Source organism: Ensifer sp. GW823-FHT05D09 (genome assembly GCF_058795755.1).
Genome location: NZ_JBXAIA010000001.1, coordinates 695,937 through 713,602, shown reverse-complemented (window position 1 = coordinate 713,602; position 17,666 = coordinate 695,937). Strand labels below are relative to the sequence as shown.

General features: G+C 62.3%; 11 protein-coding genes and 1 tRNA gene. 4 read left to right on the top strand and 8 right to left on the bottom strand.

The genetic code is table 11. From position 1 onward, the window contains the following. Nucleotides 1-303: 303 nt before the first annotated feature. The gene (locus AC1Q80_RS03525; protein ID WP_492359642.1) at nt 304-1,800 is read right to left on the bottom strand and encodes a CoA-acylating methylmalonate-semialdehyde dehydrogenase; all 1,497 of its coding nucleotides are present in this window, start codon (nt 1,798-1,800) and stop codon (nt 304-306) included. A 115-nt stretch (nt 1,801-1,915) separates the two neighbouring features. On the opposite strand from AC1Q80_RS03525, the gene AC1Q80_RS03520 reads away from it, so the two are divergent. Beyond that, on the top strand, nt 1,916-2,797 hold the full coding sequence (locus AC1Q80_RS03520; protein WP_173419058.1) for a LysR family transcriptional regulator: 882 nt from the start codon (nt 1,916-1,918) through the stop codon (nt 2,795-2,797). A 161-nt stretch (nt 2,798-2,958) separates the two neighbouring features. On the opposite strand, the gene AC1Q80_RS03515 is transcribed toward AC1Q80_RS03520, so the two are convergent. Next, nucleotides 2,959-3,035 (bottom strand) — tRNA-His (locus AC1Q80_RS03515). 148 nt (nt 3,036-3,183) lie between these two features. Next, the gene (locus AC1Q80_RS03510) at nt 3,184-3,633 is read right to left on the bottom strand and encodes a phasin (protein ID WP_077504281.1); all 450 of its coding nucleotides are present in this window, start codon (nt 3,631-3,633) and stop codon (nt 3,184-3,186) included. A 230-nt stretch (nt 3,634-3,863) separates the two neighbouring features. On the opposite strand from AC1Q80_RS03510, the gene AC1Q80_RS03505 reads away from it, so the two are divergent. Then, nucleotides 3,864-7,487 (top strand): PAS domain S-box protein, encoded by a 3,624-nt coding sequence (locus AC1Q80_RS03505; protein ID WP_492359641.1) that lies wholly within the window; start codon nt 3,864-3,866, stop codon nt 7,485-7,487. Nucleotides 7,488-7,580: 93 nt separating this feature from the next. Further along, nucleotides 7,581-9,263 (top strand): ABC transporter permease, encoded by a 1,683-nt coding sequence (locus tag AC1Q80_RS03500; protein ID WP_492359640.1) that lies wholly within the window; start codon nt 7,581-7,583, stop codon nt 9,261-9,263. A gap of 323 nt (nt 9,264-9,586) precedes the next feature. Here the strand turns inward: AC1Q80_RS03500 and AC1Q80_RS03495 are convergent, their stop codons facing one another. Beyond that, entirely contained in the window at nt 9,587-11,539 is a 1,953-nt protein-coding gene (locus tag AC1Q80_RS03495; RefSeq protein WP_492359639.1) for an acetoacetate--CoA ligase, read from the bottom strand. Nucleotides 11,540-11,715: 176 nt separating this feature from the next. Between AC1Q80_RS03495 and AC1Q80_RS03490 the strand changes: the two genes are divergently transcribed. Next, nucleotides 11,716-13,539 carry an AsmA family protein gene (locus AC1Q80_RS03490; protein WP_492359638.1) on the top strand — a complete coding sequence of 608 codons (1,824 nt, stop codon included), beginning with the start codon at nt 11,716-11,718 and terminating at the stop codon, nt 13,537-13,539. A 49-nt stretch (nt 13,540-13,588) separates the two neighbouring features. Here AC1Q80_RS03490 and AC1Q80_RS03485 read toward each other — a convergent pair whose 3' ends face one another. The 4 genes from AC1Q80_RS03485 to AC1Q80_RS03470 form a co-directional block, all read right to left on the bottom strand. Continuing rightward, nucleotides 13,589-14,404 (bottom strand): ABC transporter permease, encoded by an 816-nt coding sequence (locus tag AC1Q80_RS03485; protein WP_173419048.1) that lies wholly within the window; start codon nt 14,402-14,404, stop codon nt 13,589-13,591. Between the two features lie 3 nt (nt 14,405-14,407). Then, entirely contained in the window at nt 14,408-15,319 is a 912-nt protein-coding gene (locus AC1Q80_RS03480) for an ABC transporter permease subunit (protein ID WP_173419047.1), read from the bottom strand. A gap of 4 nt (nt 15,320-15,323) precedes the next feature. Further along, nucleotides 15,324-16,466: an ABC transporter ATP-binding protein gene (locus AC1Q80_RS03475; RefSeq protein ID WP_492359858.1), complete on the bottom strand. Its 1,143-nt coding sequence runs from the start codon at nt 16,464-16,466 to the stop codon at nt 15,324-15,326. A gap of 104 nt (nt 16,467-16,570) precedes the next feature. Continuing rightward, on the bottom strand, nt 16,571-17,665 hold the full coding sequence (locus tag AC1Q80_RS03470; protein ID WP_173419045.1) for a polyamine ABC transporter substrate-binding protein: 1,095 nt from the start codon (nt 17,663-17,665) through the stop codon (nt 16,571-16,573). Nucleotide 17,666: the final 1 nt, after the last annotated feature.

The window sequence follows — 17,666 nt, the reverse complement described above, 5'->3', positions numbered from 1 at the left end:
TGAAACCAGCTTGCGGCTGCCCGCTATCAAACAGGCGCCGCGTTGCGACAGGATGACGTCATTTGTGAACCCAGCGAACTGTGGCTATCCCCCCGGATGAGCCTTCCATGCAAAAGAACGGTCGAAATGCTTGCGATATTCGATCAAGGCCGAATCAATTTTCGGCCGCCTCGGCATATCAAATTAGTTGCATCGCAACATACCATGCAACAAGAAAGAGCCGTCGGAAAGAGGCCCAGAGCATGCAACAAAAAAGGGCCTCCCGAAGGAGGCCCTGGAGGCGGGAGGATCTTTATCCCGTTGTTACTTCATCGTCGGCATGACGAATTCGGCACCATCCTTGATACCAGACGGCCAACGCTCGGTGATCGTCTTGGTCTTGGTCCAGAACTTGATCGAGTCCGTGCCGTGCTGGTTGAGGTCGCCGAACGACGAGGACTTCCAGCCGCCGAAGGAGTGGTAGGCGAGCGGAACCGGGATCGGAACGTTGACGCCGACCATGCCGATGTTGATGCGCGAGGCGAAGTCGCGGGCCGCATCACCGTCGCGGGTGTAGATCGCGACGCCGTTGCCGTATTCGTGCTTCATCGGCAGGTCGAGGGCTTCCTCGTAGTTCTTGGCGCGAACAACCGAAAGAACCGGTCCAAAGATCTCTGTCTTGTAGATGTCCATGTCGGGGGTGACGTGGTCGAACAGGCAACCGCCGACGAAGTAGCCATCCTCATAGCCCTGGAGCTTGAAATCGCGGCCGTCGACGACGAGCTTGGCGCCCGCCTCGACACCACTGTCGATCAGGCTCTTGATGCGCGCCTGGGCTTCCTTGGTGACGACTGGGCCCATGTCGGCCTTCTCGTCGGTGTAGGGGCCGATGCGCAGGCTTTCGACCATCGGCGTCAGCTTGGCGATCAGGCGGTCGGCGGTGTCTTCGCCAACCGGAACGGCAACGGAGATTGCCATGCAACGCTCGCCGGCCGAGCCGTAGCCCGCACCCATCAGTGCGTTGGCAGCCTGGTCCAGATCGGCGTCCGGCATGATGATCATGTGGTTCTTGGCGCCGCCGAAGCACTGGGCGCGCTTGCCGTTCATGGCAGCCGTACCATAGACGTAGCGGGCAATCGGCGTCGAGCCGACGAAGGACACGGCAGAAATGTCGGGGTTGGTGAGGATCGCGTCGACCGCGCCCTTGTCACCGTTGACGACGTTGAGGATGCCGGCCGGCAGGCCTGCTTCGATCATCAGTTCGGCAAGGCGGATCGGAACGGACGGATCACGCTCGGACGGCTTCAGGATGAAGGCGTTGCCGCAGGCGATCGCCGGCGCAAACATCCACATCGGGATCATGGCGGGGAAGTTGAACGGCGTGATGCCGGCGCCGATGCCGACAGCCTGGCGGATCGAATACATGTCGATGCCGGGGCCTGCACCCTCGGTGAACTCGCTCTTCTGCAGATGCGGAATGCCAATGACGAATTCGCAGACTTCCAGGCCGCGAACGAGATCGCCCTTGGCGTCTTCGATCGTCTTGCCGTGCTCGCGCGACAGGATCTCGGCAAGCTCGTTCATGTGGGTGTTCAAGAGTTCGACGAACTTCATGAAGACGCGGGCGCGGCGCTGTGGGTTGGTGGCGGCCCACTTCGGCTGCGCAGCCTTGGCGCTGGCGACGGCTGCGCCCAGTTCCGCGTCGCTTGCCAGCGCCACGGTGCCCTGCACTTCGCCCGTTGCCGGGTTGAAAATGTTGCTCGTGCGGCCGCTGGTGCCGGCAACGCGCTTGCCATCGATGAAATGACCGAGTTCGTACATGGATGTCTCCTCCTGATCTTGATTGTGGCGGCATGATCGCACTACGATTTGAACAAAGCAATTTCCGATATTCAGCAACCGTTGTGCGTAAATTGAAGTCCATGAGGTCAGAAACATGAATTGGGACGATGTGAGAATGTTCCTGGCGGTCGCCCGCACTGGGCAGATCCTTGCCGCTTCAAAGCGGCTCGGCCTCAACCATGCCACGCTCAGTCGGCGGGTGACGGCGCTTGAGGAAACGCTGAAGACGCGGCTCTTGGTGCGCCGACCGAACGGCTGCGAACTGACGGCAGAGGGCGAGATCTTCCTGGCGGCCGCGGAGCGCATGGAAACGGAGATGCTCGCCGCACAGTCGCAGATCGGCCGCATCGACACGGCGATCGCCGGCACCGTGCGCATCGGCGCCCCTGATGGCTTTGGCGTTTCCTTCCTCGCACCCCGCCTCGGCCGGCTGACGGCGCGCTATCCGGAACTGAAGCTGCAGCTCGTGCCGGTCCCCCGCTCCTTCTCGCTGTCGCAGCGCGAGGCCGATATCGCCATCACCATCGAACGGCCGGAACAGGGACGGCTGGTCTCATCGAAACTGACCGACTACACGCTCGGCCTCTATGCGTCGACGCCCTACCTGGCGCAGCACGGTACGCCGAAGACGATCGATGACCTCAAGCATCATCGCCGCATCGGCTATGTCGAAGACCTGATCTTCACACCGTCGCTCAACTTTTCCGCCGAGATCATGCGAAGCTGGGATGCCTCCTTCGAGATCTCCAGCGCCACCGGCCAGACGGAGGCCGTGCGCTCCAGCGCCGGCATCGGCATCCTGCACAACTACATCGCCCGGCACACACCCGAACTCGAGCGTATCCTGCCGGAGACGACGATCCGGCGCGCCTACTGGACCACCTATCACGAAAGCGCCCGCGACCTTGTGCGCGTGCGCACCGTCGTCGCGTTTCTGCAGGAATTGGTGACCGCCGAGCATCAGATGTTTGCGTGAGCGGAGTGGGGCGCCTTTGGCCGACGCTTGGCAACCCATAGGCCGAGGCGAAGAAACGTGTGGGGAGCATGGAAACGCGCGACGCGGGCGCAGGGCCTTATGGACCAAGAGCTAAGGGCCGGCGATCCGGCCGCGCAAAGAAAGTTATTTTAGAAGAAGAATGGTACGGTTGGGGGGTCTCGAACCTCCGACCTCAGGTGCCACAAACCTGCGCTCTAACCAACTGAGCTACAACCGCACAAACAAGCGACATCAGTCGCTTGGCGGCTCACATACGGAGACTTCCGTCGCATTGCAAGCCTAAACTTGAGATTATCCTGCAAAAAGACCGGATGGCAAGCCACCCGGTCCCATTCAAACCCAGCGCGGCCAGGGGCCGGCGCGGATCAGGCCTTCTTGAAAGAAGAGATCGCCTTTTCAGCGGCATCCTTGCCGGGCTTTACGACATTCTCGGCAACCTTCTTGGTTGCTTCCTGCATCGACTTGGTCTGCTCGACGGCAAGTTCAGCCTGCTTGCGGAAGAACGAGGTCTGCAGTTCGACGAATTCGGACAGCGACTTCACGCCGAGCAGCGCTTCCATGTGCGAAAGCGAGTTTTCGGCATTGGTGCGTAGCGCGTCGATAGCCTTGAGGCCGAGCTCGACGCTACCGGTCTGGGCGCTTTCAAGCGTCGCTTCGACGGTCTTGCTGGCTTCCTCGGCAGCGGTCTTCATCTTGGAATAGGCATCCTTCGACTGGGCAGCGCCCTTTTCCGCGAAGTCGCGGAAGCTGTCGGCAACCTTGGCCGGGTCGAAAGAGGAGAAGGAAAATGCGTCGTCGATCTTCTTGGTAGCCATGAAAGCGCTCCTTGGTGTCAGGGCCCTCATTTGAGGCGCCGTTGATTGATGCACCTTATATAATCGATCTTCTTGTGCATTGCAATAAAATTGTGCAGTGCACAAATTCACCTGCGTTAACCCTTCGCGGTGAAAGGGGTGAGCGAAAGGCCCGGATTGCTGGACCCTCAGCCGCTCGGCGGGTATTAATAGAGTGTTAACGTACCCGCGACCCGTCAATAGGCCCATCCATGCCCGCAAGACAGTACCCCTTCATCGACATTGCCGTGCACGAGCGGGTGCGCGAACATTTTGCGCGCGGCGATGCGGCGATCCTGTTTTCGCGGGATTTGAGCCGCGTTCTCTGGGCCAACGATCAGGGTGCGGCCTTCTTCGGCGCAGACTCGATCTACGACTTCATCGAAACCGGGCCTAGCCCGAACGACCTGTCGGCGCGCCAGCTGAAGGCGGCGGCGACACAGCTCGTTTCGGTCGGCGACCGCCGCCAGCTCCTGATGCGCATTGCCGCGGGCTTTCGAAGCGTGCCACTCAATACGGCCGTCGAGCTGATCCGCGTCCGGCCGGACGAACTGGGCGTGCTGTTTACGGCCCCCCATTCCGGCAAGCCGCTTTCGACGGAAGATCGCGCGGCGCGCATGATCGCCGGGCTCGACGGCCCGGACACGCACATGGCGGTGCTCGATGCCGACGGCGCGATCGTTGCGCAGTCGACGGGCTTTGCCAATCTCGGGATGTCCGACGAGACGCGCCGCCAGCTCGTGCTGGCTGTTGCCCGCGACCACGACTGGCTGATCAAGCGCCCGGTCGCCACGGCAAAGGGACACCTTCCGGCCGCGATCGGCAAGATTGCCGACGAGCCGGCGCTGCATCTTCTCTTCGCGGTCGAAACCATTCTCGGCAACCTCGATCCGGACGAGGCACCGGCCGAGGCGGCGCTGATGCCGGCAGCTGTCATCGATGTCGTCGAGGCCGACGGTGTCAGCGACATCGCGCCCGTTGCCGTCGAAACGGACGTGGCTGTGGTTGCCGACGCGGTGGAAGCGGTCGACGAGCCGGCGGCTCTCGACGAGGCGGTATCGGCGGATGAGCAGGTCATCGCCGAAGACGAAATCGAGCAGCCGCTTGCGGAAGCCGACGAAACCGTCGGCGCGATTGAAGCTGACGCCCCCTCCCCTGTTCTAGAAGGCGACGGAGCTGGCGAGACGTCCCTGGAAACGGCGCCCGCTACAACGGCGGAAGATGCGCGCGAACAGACCGATGCTGTCGTGGACGCGCCCGTACAATCGCTGATCGCCGACACGGCACCTGCCACCGACGCGCTGCCGACGGCACCCCCTGCACAAACGGACGTTACCGACGCTCCGTCGCACTTCGCCTTCGCCGCCGGCGGACGGGCGGTGCGGTTCGTCTGGAAGATCGACGCGGCAGGACAGTTCAGCGAAATCTCGGAGGAATTTGCCTCGGCCGTCGGGCCGAAGGCCGCTGACGTGATCGGCGCCAGCTTCGCTTCGGTTTCCGCCCGCTACGGGCTCGACCCCGACAACAAGATCAACGAACTCCTGCACCGCCGCGACACGTGGTCCGGAAAGACGATCTTCTGGCCGGTCGAAGGTACGAGCCTCAAGGTTCCCGTCGATCTCGCCGCTTTGCCGACTTATTCGCGCTCGCGGGAATTCGACGGCTTCCGCGGCTTCGGCATTGTGCGCGTTGCAGACGCGATCGAAGACGAAAACGCCAACGGCCTTTCGCTCGACGGGGACGAAGATCCGGCAGAGACCGACGATATCACCACCCCGGCTGCTGCGGAGCACCTGCCGGTCGCCGAAGAGGCGATCAATGCGGTCCAGAGCGACAGCGATACTGACGAGCCTTCGCTTTTTGTCGACGTGCCGCAGGCGAACGAGACGACAACTAACGACGAACATCAGCTCTCGAACGATCCGTTCCTTGGCGAACGGCCGGCGATTCGCATCGTCGAGACGACGGGGCGACGGGCTTCCGACAAGATCATCGAGCTCGAGCAGCACCGCCCGACCGGGTCGAGCGCGCTTACACGCGGCGAGCAGGCGGCATTTCGCGAAATCGCGCGGCAGCTCGGCGAGAATTTCGTAGCGATGCCAGAGGCGCAGAACACGTCTTCGGGCGAGGCTTCGGCCGACGCCACCCGTGGCGAAAGCGAACGACCGGCATCGCAGCTTGACGACGAAGCTATCCTCGAGGCCGTGCCGACTGCCGGCAGCGAGCCCGAACAGGCGCTTGCGACGCCGACATCGAGCGAAGCCGCTGCAGCCGAACCTCGCTCCGACGACCTGGCCGAAGCGGGCATCGATCCGGCGGCAATCGCAACCGTTGGCTTCAGCGGCGAGATCCTCGACAGCCTGCCTGTCGGCCTTCTGGTGCATCGTGGCGACGACCTGCTGCACGCCAATCCGGAATTCCTGCGACTGACGGGATACGAAACCCTCGACGATTTCGAGCAGGAAGGCGGCATCGACGCGCTGTTTGCCAATGACGAAGAGATCGGCGACGCAGAGCCTGATGGCACGATGACGCTGATCCGCAAGACCGGCCAGCTGGTTGCGGTGACGGCCCACCTGCATTCGATCCGCTGGGACGGCAAGAGCGCGCTGATGCTGGCGCTGGCATCGACCGAAGCCTCGCAACCGCACGAGAGCGAAGCCGATCCGGCTGAAACCGTTCAGCCTGCCGTCGTCCCAGACGAACAGGTCGGCAAGCTCAAGACTGAAATCGACGAGCTGCGCTCGATCCTGGAGACGGCGACTGATGGCGTCGTCATTCTCGGGCATGACGGCGATATCCGCTCGGTCAACCGCTCGGCGAGCGCTCTCTTCAACTACGATGAGAGCGAAATCCGCGGCAAGCCGTTTGCGGCGCTCTTTGCCCATGAGAGCCAGAAGGCTGTTATCGACTACCTGCAGGGCCTGTCCGGTCACGGCGTTGCCAGCGTACTCAACGACGGCCGCGAGGTAATCGGCCGCGAGGCGGCGGGCGGTTTCCTGCCGCTGTTCATGACTATCGGCCGCCTGTCCGCCTCCAACGGCTATTGCGCCGTCATCCGCGACATCACCCAGTGGAAGCGCACCGAAGAAGAGTTGCGCAACGCCAAGCGCGCGGCCGAGACGGCAAACGCCCACAAGACCGAGTTCCTGGCGCGCGTCAGTCACGAAATCCGCACGCCACTCAACGCGATCATCGGCTTTTCCGACATGATGGCGAGCGAGCATTTCGGCCCGGTCGGCCATCCCCGCTACATCGAATACGCCGGCGACATCGGCCGCTCCGGCCGCCACGTGCTCGACATCGTCAACGACCTCCTGGATATTTCCAAGATCGAGGCGGGCGAGATGGATCTCGACTTCGGCTCGGTCGAAATCAACGATGCGGTTTCCGAGGCGGTCTCGCTGGTGCAGCCGCAGGCCAACAGCCAGCGCGTCATCATCCGCACGTCGCTTTCGGCAACGGTGCCGAGCGTGGTCGCCGATAGCCGTTCGATCAAGCAGATCGCGCTCAACATCCTGGCGAACGCCATCCGCTTCACGCCATCGGGCGGTCAGATCGTCGTATCCACCTCCTATGAAGCGAACGGCAGCGTCATCCTTCGCATCCGCGACACCGGCGTCGGCATGACGCGCGTCGAACTCGATCAGGCGATGAAGCCGTTCCGGCAGGTGACAACAGGTGGCCGCAAGCGCGGCGACGGCACCGGCCTCGGCCTTCCGCTGACCAAGGCCATGGCTGAAGCCAACCGCGCGCAGTTTGCCATCACCTCCGCACCGAACGAGGGCACGCTGGTGGAAATTTCCTTCCCGTCACAACGCGTCTTGGCGAACTGACGACAGATGCTGTAAGGAAATGTTGACTTGGGGAAGCCAGTTTGTTGGCGTCCTCACGGCCATTCCTTGCCGTTTCGCTCCGGATCCGATCGATTGCAGTCCACGTCACAAAGCCTCAAGCGGCGCCGCACCGGCGCGAGAACCGGTCTTTCGCATCCACTGCTCGCGGTGTGGGCCGGGGGTGCCTCGCTGATTGTGCTGATGCCGATCCTCGCCATTGCCTGGCTGGCGATCTCGGGAGGCGGCGCAGACTGGCCGCATCTCATGCAAAACGTCATCCCGCGCGCCACCATCCGCACGGTGCTGCTGATCGGGCTGACCGGGACGACGACAGCCGTCATCGGCATCCTGACCGCGTGGCTGGTGGCAAGCTGCGAGTTTCCCTTGCGCCGGTTTCTGTCTGCAGCACTCGTGCTGCCGCTCGCTATTCCCGCCTATCTGGCGGCCTATGCCTTCGGCGAGCTGTTTACCTTCACCGGCCCGGTGCAGGGAGCGATCCGCGTCCTTTTCGGCTTCAAGACGAGCCGCGATTACTGGTTCCCCGACATCCGCTCGCTCGGCGGCGCCGTGCTGGTTCTGAGCTCCGTGCTCTATCCCTATATCTATCTCGCCTGCCGCTCGATGTTCCTGATGCAGGGGCGTGCAGCCGCCGACGTTGCCCGCACGCTTGGCGCCGGGCCGCTGAAAGTGTTCTTCCGCATCCAGATCCCGATGGCGCGACCGGCGATCATGATCGGCCTGACGCTGGTCGCGATGGAGACGCTCAACGACATCGGCGCCGTCGAATTTCTCGGCGTGCAAACGCTGACCTTCTCGATCTTCGACACCTGGCTGAACCGCGGCAGCCTTGCCGGCGCGGCCCAGATCGCCTGCATCATGCTCGTCTTCGTCATCGGGCTGATGATGATCGAGCGGGCGGCGCGGCGCAGGCAGCGTTTCTCCAGCCAGAAGACGACATCGGCCGTGCACGACGCCTCCAGGCTTTCGCTATCCGGCTGGAAGAAGTGGGCCGCGACGATCGCCTGCCTGCTTCCAGTTCTCTCCGGCTTTGCGGTACCGTTCCTGATTCTGGGCAATTACGCGCTGAAGCGGCTCGATCAATTCATCGAGCCACGGCTCTTGAATGCACTCTTCCACAGCATCCTGGTGTCCGGTGCCACCGCTCTGGTGACGGTGCTGCTCGGCTTCGTGCTCGCCTATGCGGCGCGGACCGGGCGCTCGCGCTTCACCGACACGGCCGGCCGCCTCGCCTCCTTCGGCTACGGCGTGCCCGGCACGGTCCTGGCCATCGGCGTGCTCTTTCCGCTGGCAGCGCTCGACAATTGGGTCGATGGCGGCTTTCGCAGCGCCTTCGGCATCTCCACCGGCCTGCTGATGACCGGAACGGGGTTTGCCATCATCTATGCCTGCACCGTGCGGTTCCTCACCATGGCCGAAGGCACGCTGGAGGCAGGTTTCCAGAAACTGTCGCCGCACCTCGACATGGCCGCGCGCGCGCTCGGCCGCACCGGCGGGCAGACGCTGCGCACCGTGCTTCTGCCGATGATGCGCCCTGCCGTCCTGACCGCGGCACTGCTCGTCTTCATCGAGACCATGAAGGAACTGTCGGCGACGATCATGCTGCGCCCGTTCAACTTCAACACCCTTGCCACCCTTGTGTATGAGGACGCCTCGCGTGCGAAGGTCGAGGATGCGTCGGTGGCGGCGATGATCATCGTTATAGCCGGCATGATCCCCGTGATCCTGGTGTCGCGATCGATGGAACGGCGGCCCTAAGGTCTATCCCGGAAAAGGGAGAAGAGGTTCTCTCCGCCTGAAGCGCGGCAAGACCCGGCACCCTCAAGGCAAAAAAAGAGGCGGCTGGGAGGCCACCTCGTTAATCGAATGCTAAACCAACAAATGCTCGAGAAGTAATGACATCATGTCTGCGGCGGCATCGCTGCCAGGCGCCGACCACTCATCGGCCGGCCTCAAGTTGGGATGACCATGCGCTCCCAATCCTTAACAAGACCTTACCAGCCGATCCGACAATTTTAGGGATTTATCAGCAAGTCTGAAGCCTTGGTTAATTCCAAAAGCGCGAACAAGTTAACGCCCCTTCAATTTTTAAGGGCATCGAGCCCGGCAAAAAGATCGAGCGCTTCCGGGTTGGCAAGCGCCTCCTTGTTCTTGACCGGGCGCCCGTGAACGACGTCGCGGACAGCCAATTCGACGATCTTGCCGGATTTCGTGCGCGGAATATCGGCAACAGCAATGATCTTCGCCGGCACATGACGGGGCGATGCACCCGTGCGGATGCGGTTCTTGATCGCCTTCTCAAGCCCCTCATCGAGCGACACGCCGGACGCCAAGCGCACGAACAGCACGACGCGCACGTCATCCTCGAAATCCTGGCCGATGCAGAGGGCTTCCGCGACCTCTTCCATCTGCTCGACCTGGTTGTAGATCTCCGCCGTGCCGATGCGCACGCCACCCGGATTGAGCGTCGCGTCGGAGCGGCCGTGGATGATGATGCCGCCATGCGACGTCCATTCGGCAAAATCGCCATGGCACCAGACGTTCTCGAAGCGCTCGAAATAGGCCGCGCGATATTTGACGCCTTCGGGATCGTTCCAGAACATGACCGGCATCGACGGGAATGCCTTGGTGCAGACCAGTTCACCTTTTTCGCCGCGCACGGAGCGACCATCGTCGTCCCAGACATCCATCGCCAGGCCAAGGCCCGGCCCCTGGATCTCGCCGCGCCACACGGGCTTCAGCGGATTGCCGAGCACGAAGCAGGAGACGATGTCGGTGCCGCCGGAGATCGAGGCAAGCTGGACATCCGGCTTGATGCCCTCATAGACGAAGGTAAAGCCTTCGGGCGACAGCGGCGAGCCCGTCGAGGTGAGCAGGCGCAGATGGGAGAGATCGTGGGTTTTTGCCGGCTCGAAACCGCCCTTGCGGACCGCATCGATGTATTTTGCCGACGTGCCGAACACGGCGAACGTCTCTTCCGCCGCGTAATCGAAGAGCACGTTTCCATCCGGGTAGAACGGCGAGCCGTCAAACAGGCAGAGCGTCGCGCCGACCGCCAGACCCGAGGCGAGCCAATTCCACATCATCCAGCCGCAGGTGGTGAAATAGAAGAGTTTTTCGCCGTCACCGAGCCCGCAGTGGAAGCGATGTTCCTTCAAATGCTGCAGGAGCGTGCCGCCCGCGGAATGTACGATACACTTGGGAACGCCCGTGGTGCCGGAGGAGAACAGCACATAGAGCGGATGGCCGAACGGCAGGCGCTCGAAAGAGAGCGACCGGGCTTCGAATGGCGCGATGAAGTCCTCGAGCGTCACACCTTCGGCAATAGAGGCAGCCAGCGCTCTCGCCTCGCCCGCATAGGGGACGATAAGAGTGGGAACGCCGAGAGCCGCGGAAACCGCGCGAACCTTTGCGTCAACGTCCTGGCGCTTACCGTTATACCAGTAGCCGTCGCAGGCGATGAAGAGTTTCGGGCTGATCTGGCCGAAACGATCGAGCACGCCCTGCTCGCCGAAATCAGGCGAACAGGACGACCAGATCGCACCGATCGAGGCCGTCGCCAGCATCAGCGCGATCGTTTCGGGCATATTGGGCATCATGGCGGCGACGCGGTCGCCGCTGCCGATACCACGCGCCTTCAGCGCCTGCTGCAGCCGCGAGACCAGTGCGCGCAGATCATCCCAGGAAAGCCGGTAGCCGACCTTGTCTTCGCCGCGGAAAATCAGCGCGTCGTCGCTGCCGACGCGGCGCAAAAGATTCTCGGCGAAATTCAGCCTGGCATCGGGAAAAAACCGCGCGTCGAGCATGCGGTCTCCGTTGACGAGAGCCGTCGCGCCACGATCGCCGATCACCTCGCAATGCTCCCAGACCGCCGTCCAGAAGTCGCCGCGTTCGGCAACCGACCAGGCGTGAAACGCGTCATAATCGGCAAAGTCCTTGCCGAAGCGCTCGCTGCACCAGGCGATGAACTGCGCCATCGGGCTATGCTCGCGGATCTCTGGACCGGGAACCCACAAAGGTTGCTCAGACTGCATGCTTTCCTCCACTCCTACTCCACGCCCTCTATATCATGCTGCAACGCAAAATAAACAGCAGGAGAACCTGCGCGGGCGTCGCATTGGCGACATTTCCATGTCGGCTGCATTTGATTTATGCAAGCCGAAAGCCTATCCAATCTGCGTGATCCCTAGGGATGGGCAACCAGGCGGAAATGACAAGAAAAATCCTGCATATGTTGGGTCGACCACGCCTTTGGTCGCGGCTTCGCCGTCGCCATTTCCTCTGGCCAGCGGCGATCGGCATCGCGCTTGCCGTCGGGTACAACGCGGCCCTGCCGCTGGTGATCTCGACCACGGACGTGCGGCCGACGATGGAGCGCATGCTCGACGCCTGGTCGGGTGGCAAAAGCAGGATCACCGGCGAGCCGGACATCCGTTTCTGGCCGAACCCGACGCTGACGTTGTACGGCGCCACGATCGAGACGACCGATGGCAGCCCCCGCACACTCGCGCGGATCGGCAGCATCACGGCAGCCTTCAGCCTGCTTTCAGCACTTCGCGGCGAACCGGCACTTGAAGACATCCGCCTGATCGAGCCGGTGGTGACGCTGGAGCGCGGCGCGGACGGCACGCTCAACTGGGAGCGGCCGCGCTGGCTTGCGCCGCGCGAACCTGCCGCTGCCAACGGCGACACACCCTTCGGCGACATCACGATCGAGAACGGCCGCTTGCAGGTGTTTGATCGGACGACCAATTATGCGCGCGAATTTCCCGGCATATCCGGCACGGTGAAGTGGCCCGCCTTTGCCGGGCGGCTCAACGCGCAACTGTCGAGCGTGATCGGTGGCCAGACAGTGAGCTGGTCCCTCGCCTGCGACGAGCCGCTGACACTGCTGGCCGGCCGCAACACGACGCTAAAGACGTCGCTGACCTCAGCACCTCTCAACTTTTCCTTCGACGGCGTCGGCAATCTGTCGATGAAACCCTTCGCGTCGGGCCGGCTCCAGGTTTCCACCGCGTCGCTGCCCGCACTTGCGGCCTGGTTCGAGGGCGCTTCGCACGAAGGGCTGCCTGAAAGCAGCTTCAACCTCAACGCCAATGTCACCACCGGCGATGCGACGCTGAAGCTGGATGACCTGCATCTGTCGCTCGGCGGGGCAAACGCAACCGGTGTGCTCGACGTTGCCATTCCGGCCGACGACACGCCGCGTGTCGAGGGCACGCTCGCCTTCGACAAGATCGACCTCAACGGGCTGCAACCGTTGTTCGTCGAGCTTCCGGTCGATCCCGAGGAACTTGCCAGACATATGACCGACGCCTTCGCCCGCACCTGGCGCGTCGACGTTCGCCTGTCGACGCAGGAGGCGGCGATCGGTCCGCTGCGGCTGACCGACGTGGCCGCCGGCGTCATGGTCGATCACGGGCGTGCTTCGCTCGATATCGGCGACAGCACCTATGCCAATGGCAGGCTCAGCGGCCGGCTCGTGCTGTCTGAAGCTGGCCTTGCGCGTGGCGGCAAGTTGGCGCTGGTTCTGAAGGACGCTGACCTTGCAGCGGCCGCTGCCGACTTCGGCTTTGCCGGCCCCGTGCCGACGGGACGCGGCAGCGTCAATCTCGACCTTGCCACCGACCATCCGTTCTGGACGCCGCAGGCAGCCGACGCATCCGGGCGCCTGACCTTGTCGCTTGCCAACGGCAAGCTCTCGGAGTTCGACGCCAACGCCTTTTCGGACCTGGTGCGCAAGGGCGAGTTCTTCTCGCTGTCGCAGGCGAGCAGCGGCACGTTCGATTTTCAGCGCGCCGATATCGAGGCGCGTTTCAGCAACGGATCGGCCCGGTTGAACCGCGCAACCTTTACCGGGCCTTCGGGCAGCCTGTCGATCAACGGCGTCATTCCCTATCGCACCGGCAGCCTGGCTCTCGCCGGGACCTTTACCGACGCTAACAATGCGGCGCAGCGCTTGCGGTTCTTCGTCGGCGGCTCCTGGCCGAACGCGGTGATCTCGCCGCTTTCGGTTCTCGGCGAGCCCAACTGAAACGGCCGGCGCTTGACGCACCGGCCGTCGCGAAAAACGGATTTAAGCTTTACTGCGCGAAAGCGGCGCGCTCGTCCCTCTCTCGCTGTGCTTCACGCTGTTTGGTTACAACGGAGGCGACGACGACCCCAATGGCGACGATGCCGATCAGGATCGTGCAGATTGCGTTGATTTCAGGCGTCACCCCAAGGCGCACCTGGCTGTAGATCTTCATCGGCAGCGTGGTCGCCCCAGGTCCCGTCGTGAAGCTCGAGATCACGAGATCGTCGAGCGACAGCGTGAAGGCCAGCACCCAGCCGGAAAACACCGCCGGCGCGATTACCGGTAGGGTGATCGCAAAGAAGGTCCTGACCGGCGTTGCACCCAGATCGAGTGCTGCCTCTTCGATCGACTGATCGAAGCTCAGGAGCCGCGACTGCACGACGACGGCAACGAAGCACATGGTGAAGGTGATGTGCGCGAGCGTGATCGTCCAGAAGCCGCGGTCGAGCCCGATGGCGACGAACAGCAAGAGCAGCGAGAGGCCGGTGATGACCTCGGGCATGACCAGCGGCGCATAGACCATGCCGGAAAACAGCATGCGACCGCGAAAGCGCGTGTAGCGCACCAGCGCAAGCGCCGCGAGCGTTCCAAGCACCGTCGCGCAGGTGGCCGAGATCAGCGCGACGCGGATGGTGACCCAGGCGGCGTCGAGCAGTGCTTGATTGTGCCAGAGCTGCGCGTACCACTTGGTCGAGAACCCGGCCCAGACGGTGACGAGCTTCGATTCGTTGAACGAGAAGATCACGAGAAGCACGATCGGCAGATAGAGGAAGCCGAAACCGAGCACGATCGAGGCGATGTTGAAGCGTGACCAGTTGCCCATGACCTACCTCCCCTCGCCGTCGGCTTTGGCCTGCGCGTTCTGGAAGAACACGATCGGTATCACCAGGATCAAAAGCAGGATCGTGGCAACTGCCGAAGAGACCGGCCAATCGCGGTTGGCGTTGAACTCGTTCCAGAGCGTCTTGCCGATCATCAGCGTTTCCGAGCCGCCAAGCAGATCGGGGATGACGAACTCGCCGACTGCCGGGATGAAGACGAGCAGGCAGCCGGCAACGACGCCGGCCAGCGACAGAGGGAACGTCACTTGCCAGAAGGCCGAGAATGGCGTGCAGCCGAGATCCAGCGCCGCCTCCGTCAGGGTGTGGTCCATCTTCTCCAGCGACGAGTAGATCGGCAACACCATGAACGGCAGGTAGGAGTAGACGATACCGATATAGATCGCCCAATTGGTGTTGAGGATGATCAGCGGTTGGTCGATGACATTGATGCTCATCAGGAACTGGTTGAGCAGCCCTTCCGGCTTCAGGATGGCGATCCAGGCGTAGACGCGGATCAGGAAGCTGGTCCAGAACGGCAGGATCACCAGCATCAGAAGCGTTGGGCGGATCGATTTCGGCGCCTTCGCCATCCCGTAAGCAACGGGATAGGCGATCATCAATGTCAGGACCGTCGAAATGGCGGCGATGATGACGCTCGACACATAGGCATTGAAATAGAGAACGTCCTCGGTCAGCCAGACATAATTGTCGAGCGAGAACTCCCGCGCCTTTTCCATGATGCCGGAAAGACCACCGAAGAGGTCGAAGACCGGCGTGTAGGGCGGCATTGCCACCGCCGTCTGCGACAACGAAATGCGGAAGACGATGAAGAACGGAATCAGGAAGAAGAACAACAGCCAGGCATAGGGGATGATGATGACCAGGCGGCTGAAGAGGGCTGATGCAACTCTCGCCATGGCTTCAATCCTTCAAGACGACGCCGGCGTCTTCGCCGAACGAGATCCACACCTGCTGGTCGTAGCCGAAGGGGTCTTCGACGGCGCGCACCGCATTGAGCGACGACGCTTTTACCACCCTCCCATCCTTCAACCTGACATGGAAAACGGTCATGTCGCCGAGATAGCCGACGTCCCAGATTTCTCCCTCGACAGCGTTGAGGGGCGCATGGGCCGGTGGCTGTCGGCTGACGCGGATCTTTTCCGGGCGAATGGCAACCGCGGCCTTGGCGCCAACGGACGGCTTGTCCGGCGAGGCCATGCGGATCGGAAAACCGTTGCCGGTTTCAATGCGGAGGTAGCCGTTTTCGACGGACGAGACCGTTCCATCGAAGATGTTCACGTCGCCGATGAAGTCGGCGACGAAGCGTGAATTGGGCGCTTCGTAGATTTCCGCCGGCGTCGCCACCTGCACGACCTTGCCGTGGCTCATGACCGCGATGCGGTCGGCCATGGTCATGGCCTCTTCCTGGTCGTGCGTAACGACGACGAAGGTCAGGCCGAGCTCCTGCTGCAGGTCCATCAGTTCGAACTGGGTTTCCTCGCGCAGCTTCTTGTCGAGCGCACCGAGCGGCTCGTCGAGCAAAAGCACCTTCGGTCGCTTCGCGAGCGAACGCGCGAGCGCGACGCGCTGGCGCTGCCCGCCGGAAAGCTGGTGCGGCTTGCGCTTGGCAAACTTCTCGAGCTTCACCAGCTTGAGCATCTGGCCGACGCGCTCGGCGATATCGGCCTTCGGCATGCCGTCCTGCTTGAGACCGAAGGCGATGTTGGTCTCGACGGTCATATGCGGAAACAGCGCATAGGACTGGAACATCATGTTGACCGGCCGACGATAGGGCGGGATGCCGGCAAGGCTCTGGCCGTCGAGGATGATTTCGCCCGAGGTCGGCTGCTCGAAACCGGCCAGCATGCGCAGGAGCGTCGACTTCCCGCAGCCTGACGCGCCAAGCAGCGCAAAGAACTCACGCGTGTAGATGTCGAGCGAAAGATCATCAACGGCGGTGAAATCACCGAACCGCTTGGTGACGTTCTTGACGGAAATGAATGGCTTGGAAGCAGGATCCGCCCAAGGGGCGAACGAGCGCCTGATACTGCCGAGTGACTTCATCATCTATCCCCGAATGATACAGCCGATGGGCACTCTCGTTTTCCCCGGTGCCCCCTTGAAAGAAAATTGCCCGGATTTTGAGGTCCGGGCAATTCGTTTCGCTCTTACTGGCCGGTAACGACCTTTGTCCAGAGCCGGGTCAGCACCCGCTGCTCCTTCGCCCCGAACGGCGTGACCGTGAACAGTTTCTGCATCACTTCGTCCGTCGGATAGATGGCGGTGTCTTCGAGAACCGCCTTATCCAGGAACTGCTGCGAGGCCTTGTTGCCGTTGGCGTAGAAGACATAGTTCGACGCCTTGGCGACGACTTCCGGCTTCATCATGTAGTTGAGAAACTCATGCGCTTCGGCAACGTGCGGAGCGTCCGCCGGAATGGCGAGCATGTCGAACCACATCTGCGCGCCCTGCGAGGGGATCGCATAATCGACGGTCACGCCGGCCTTGGCTTCGGCGGCACGGTCACGCGCCTGGAAGACGTCGCCGGAAAAACCGACGGCGAGGCAGATGTCGCCGTTGGCAAGGGCGTTGATATATTCCGACGAGTGGAACTTGCGGATATTGGGGCGAACGCTGGCAAGCAGTTCGGCCGCCTTTTCCAGATCCGCCGCCTCATGGCTATCCGGATTGAGACCGAGATAGGCGAGCGCCGACGGCATCACATCCGTCGGGGAATCGAGCACGTGGATGCCGCAATCCTTGAACTTGGCGGCAAGCTCCGGCTTGAAGATGACGTCCCAGTTGGGCTTCTCGTCGGTGCCGAGAATCGCCTTCATCTTGTCGACGTTGTAGCCAATGCCGGTGGTGCCCCACATGTAGTCGATGGCGTACTCGTTGCCGGGATCGTACTTGGCGGTGCGCTCGGTGATCACGTCCCACATGTTGGTGAGGTTCGGAAGCTTGGACTTGTCGAGCTTCTGGAACACGCCGGCCGCGATCTGGCGCTGCAGGAAGGTCGCCGTCGGCACGACGACGTCATAGCCCGAGCCGCCTGCGAGCAGTTTGGTTTCAAGAATCTCGTTGGAATCGAAGACGTCGTACACGACCTTGATGCCGGTTTCCTTGGTGAAATCTTCCAGAATGCTGCTGTCGATATAATCAGACCAGTTGTAGACGTTGACCACCCGCTCCTGCGCAGAAGCGAGCATGGTCGAGCCGGCCAACATGACCGTCGCCATGGTTGTAACGATGAATTTGGACATG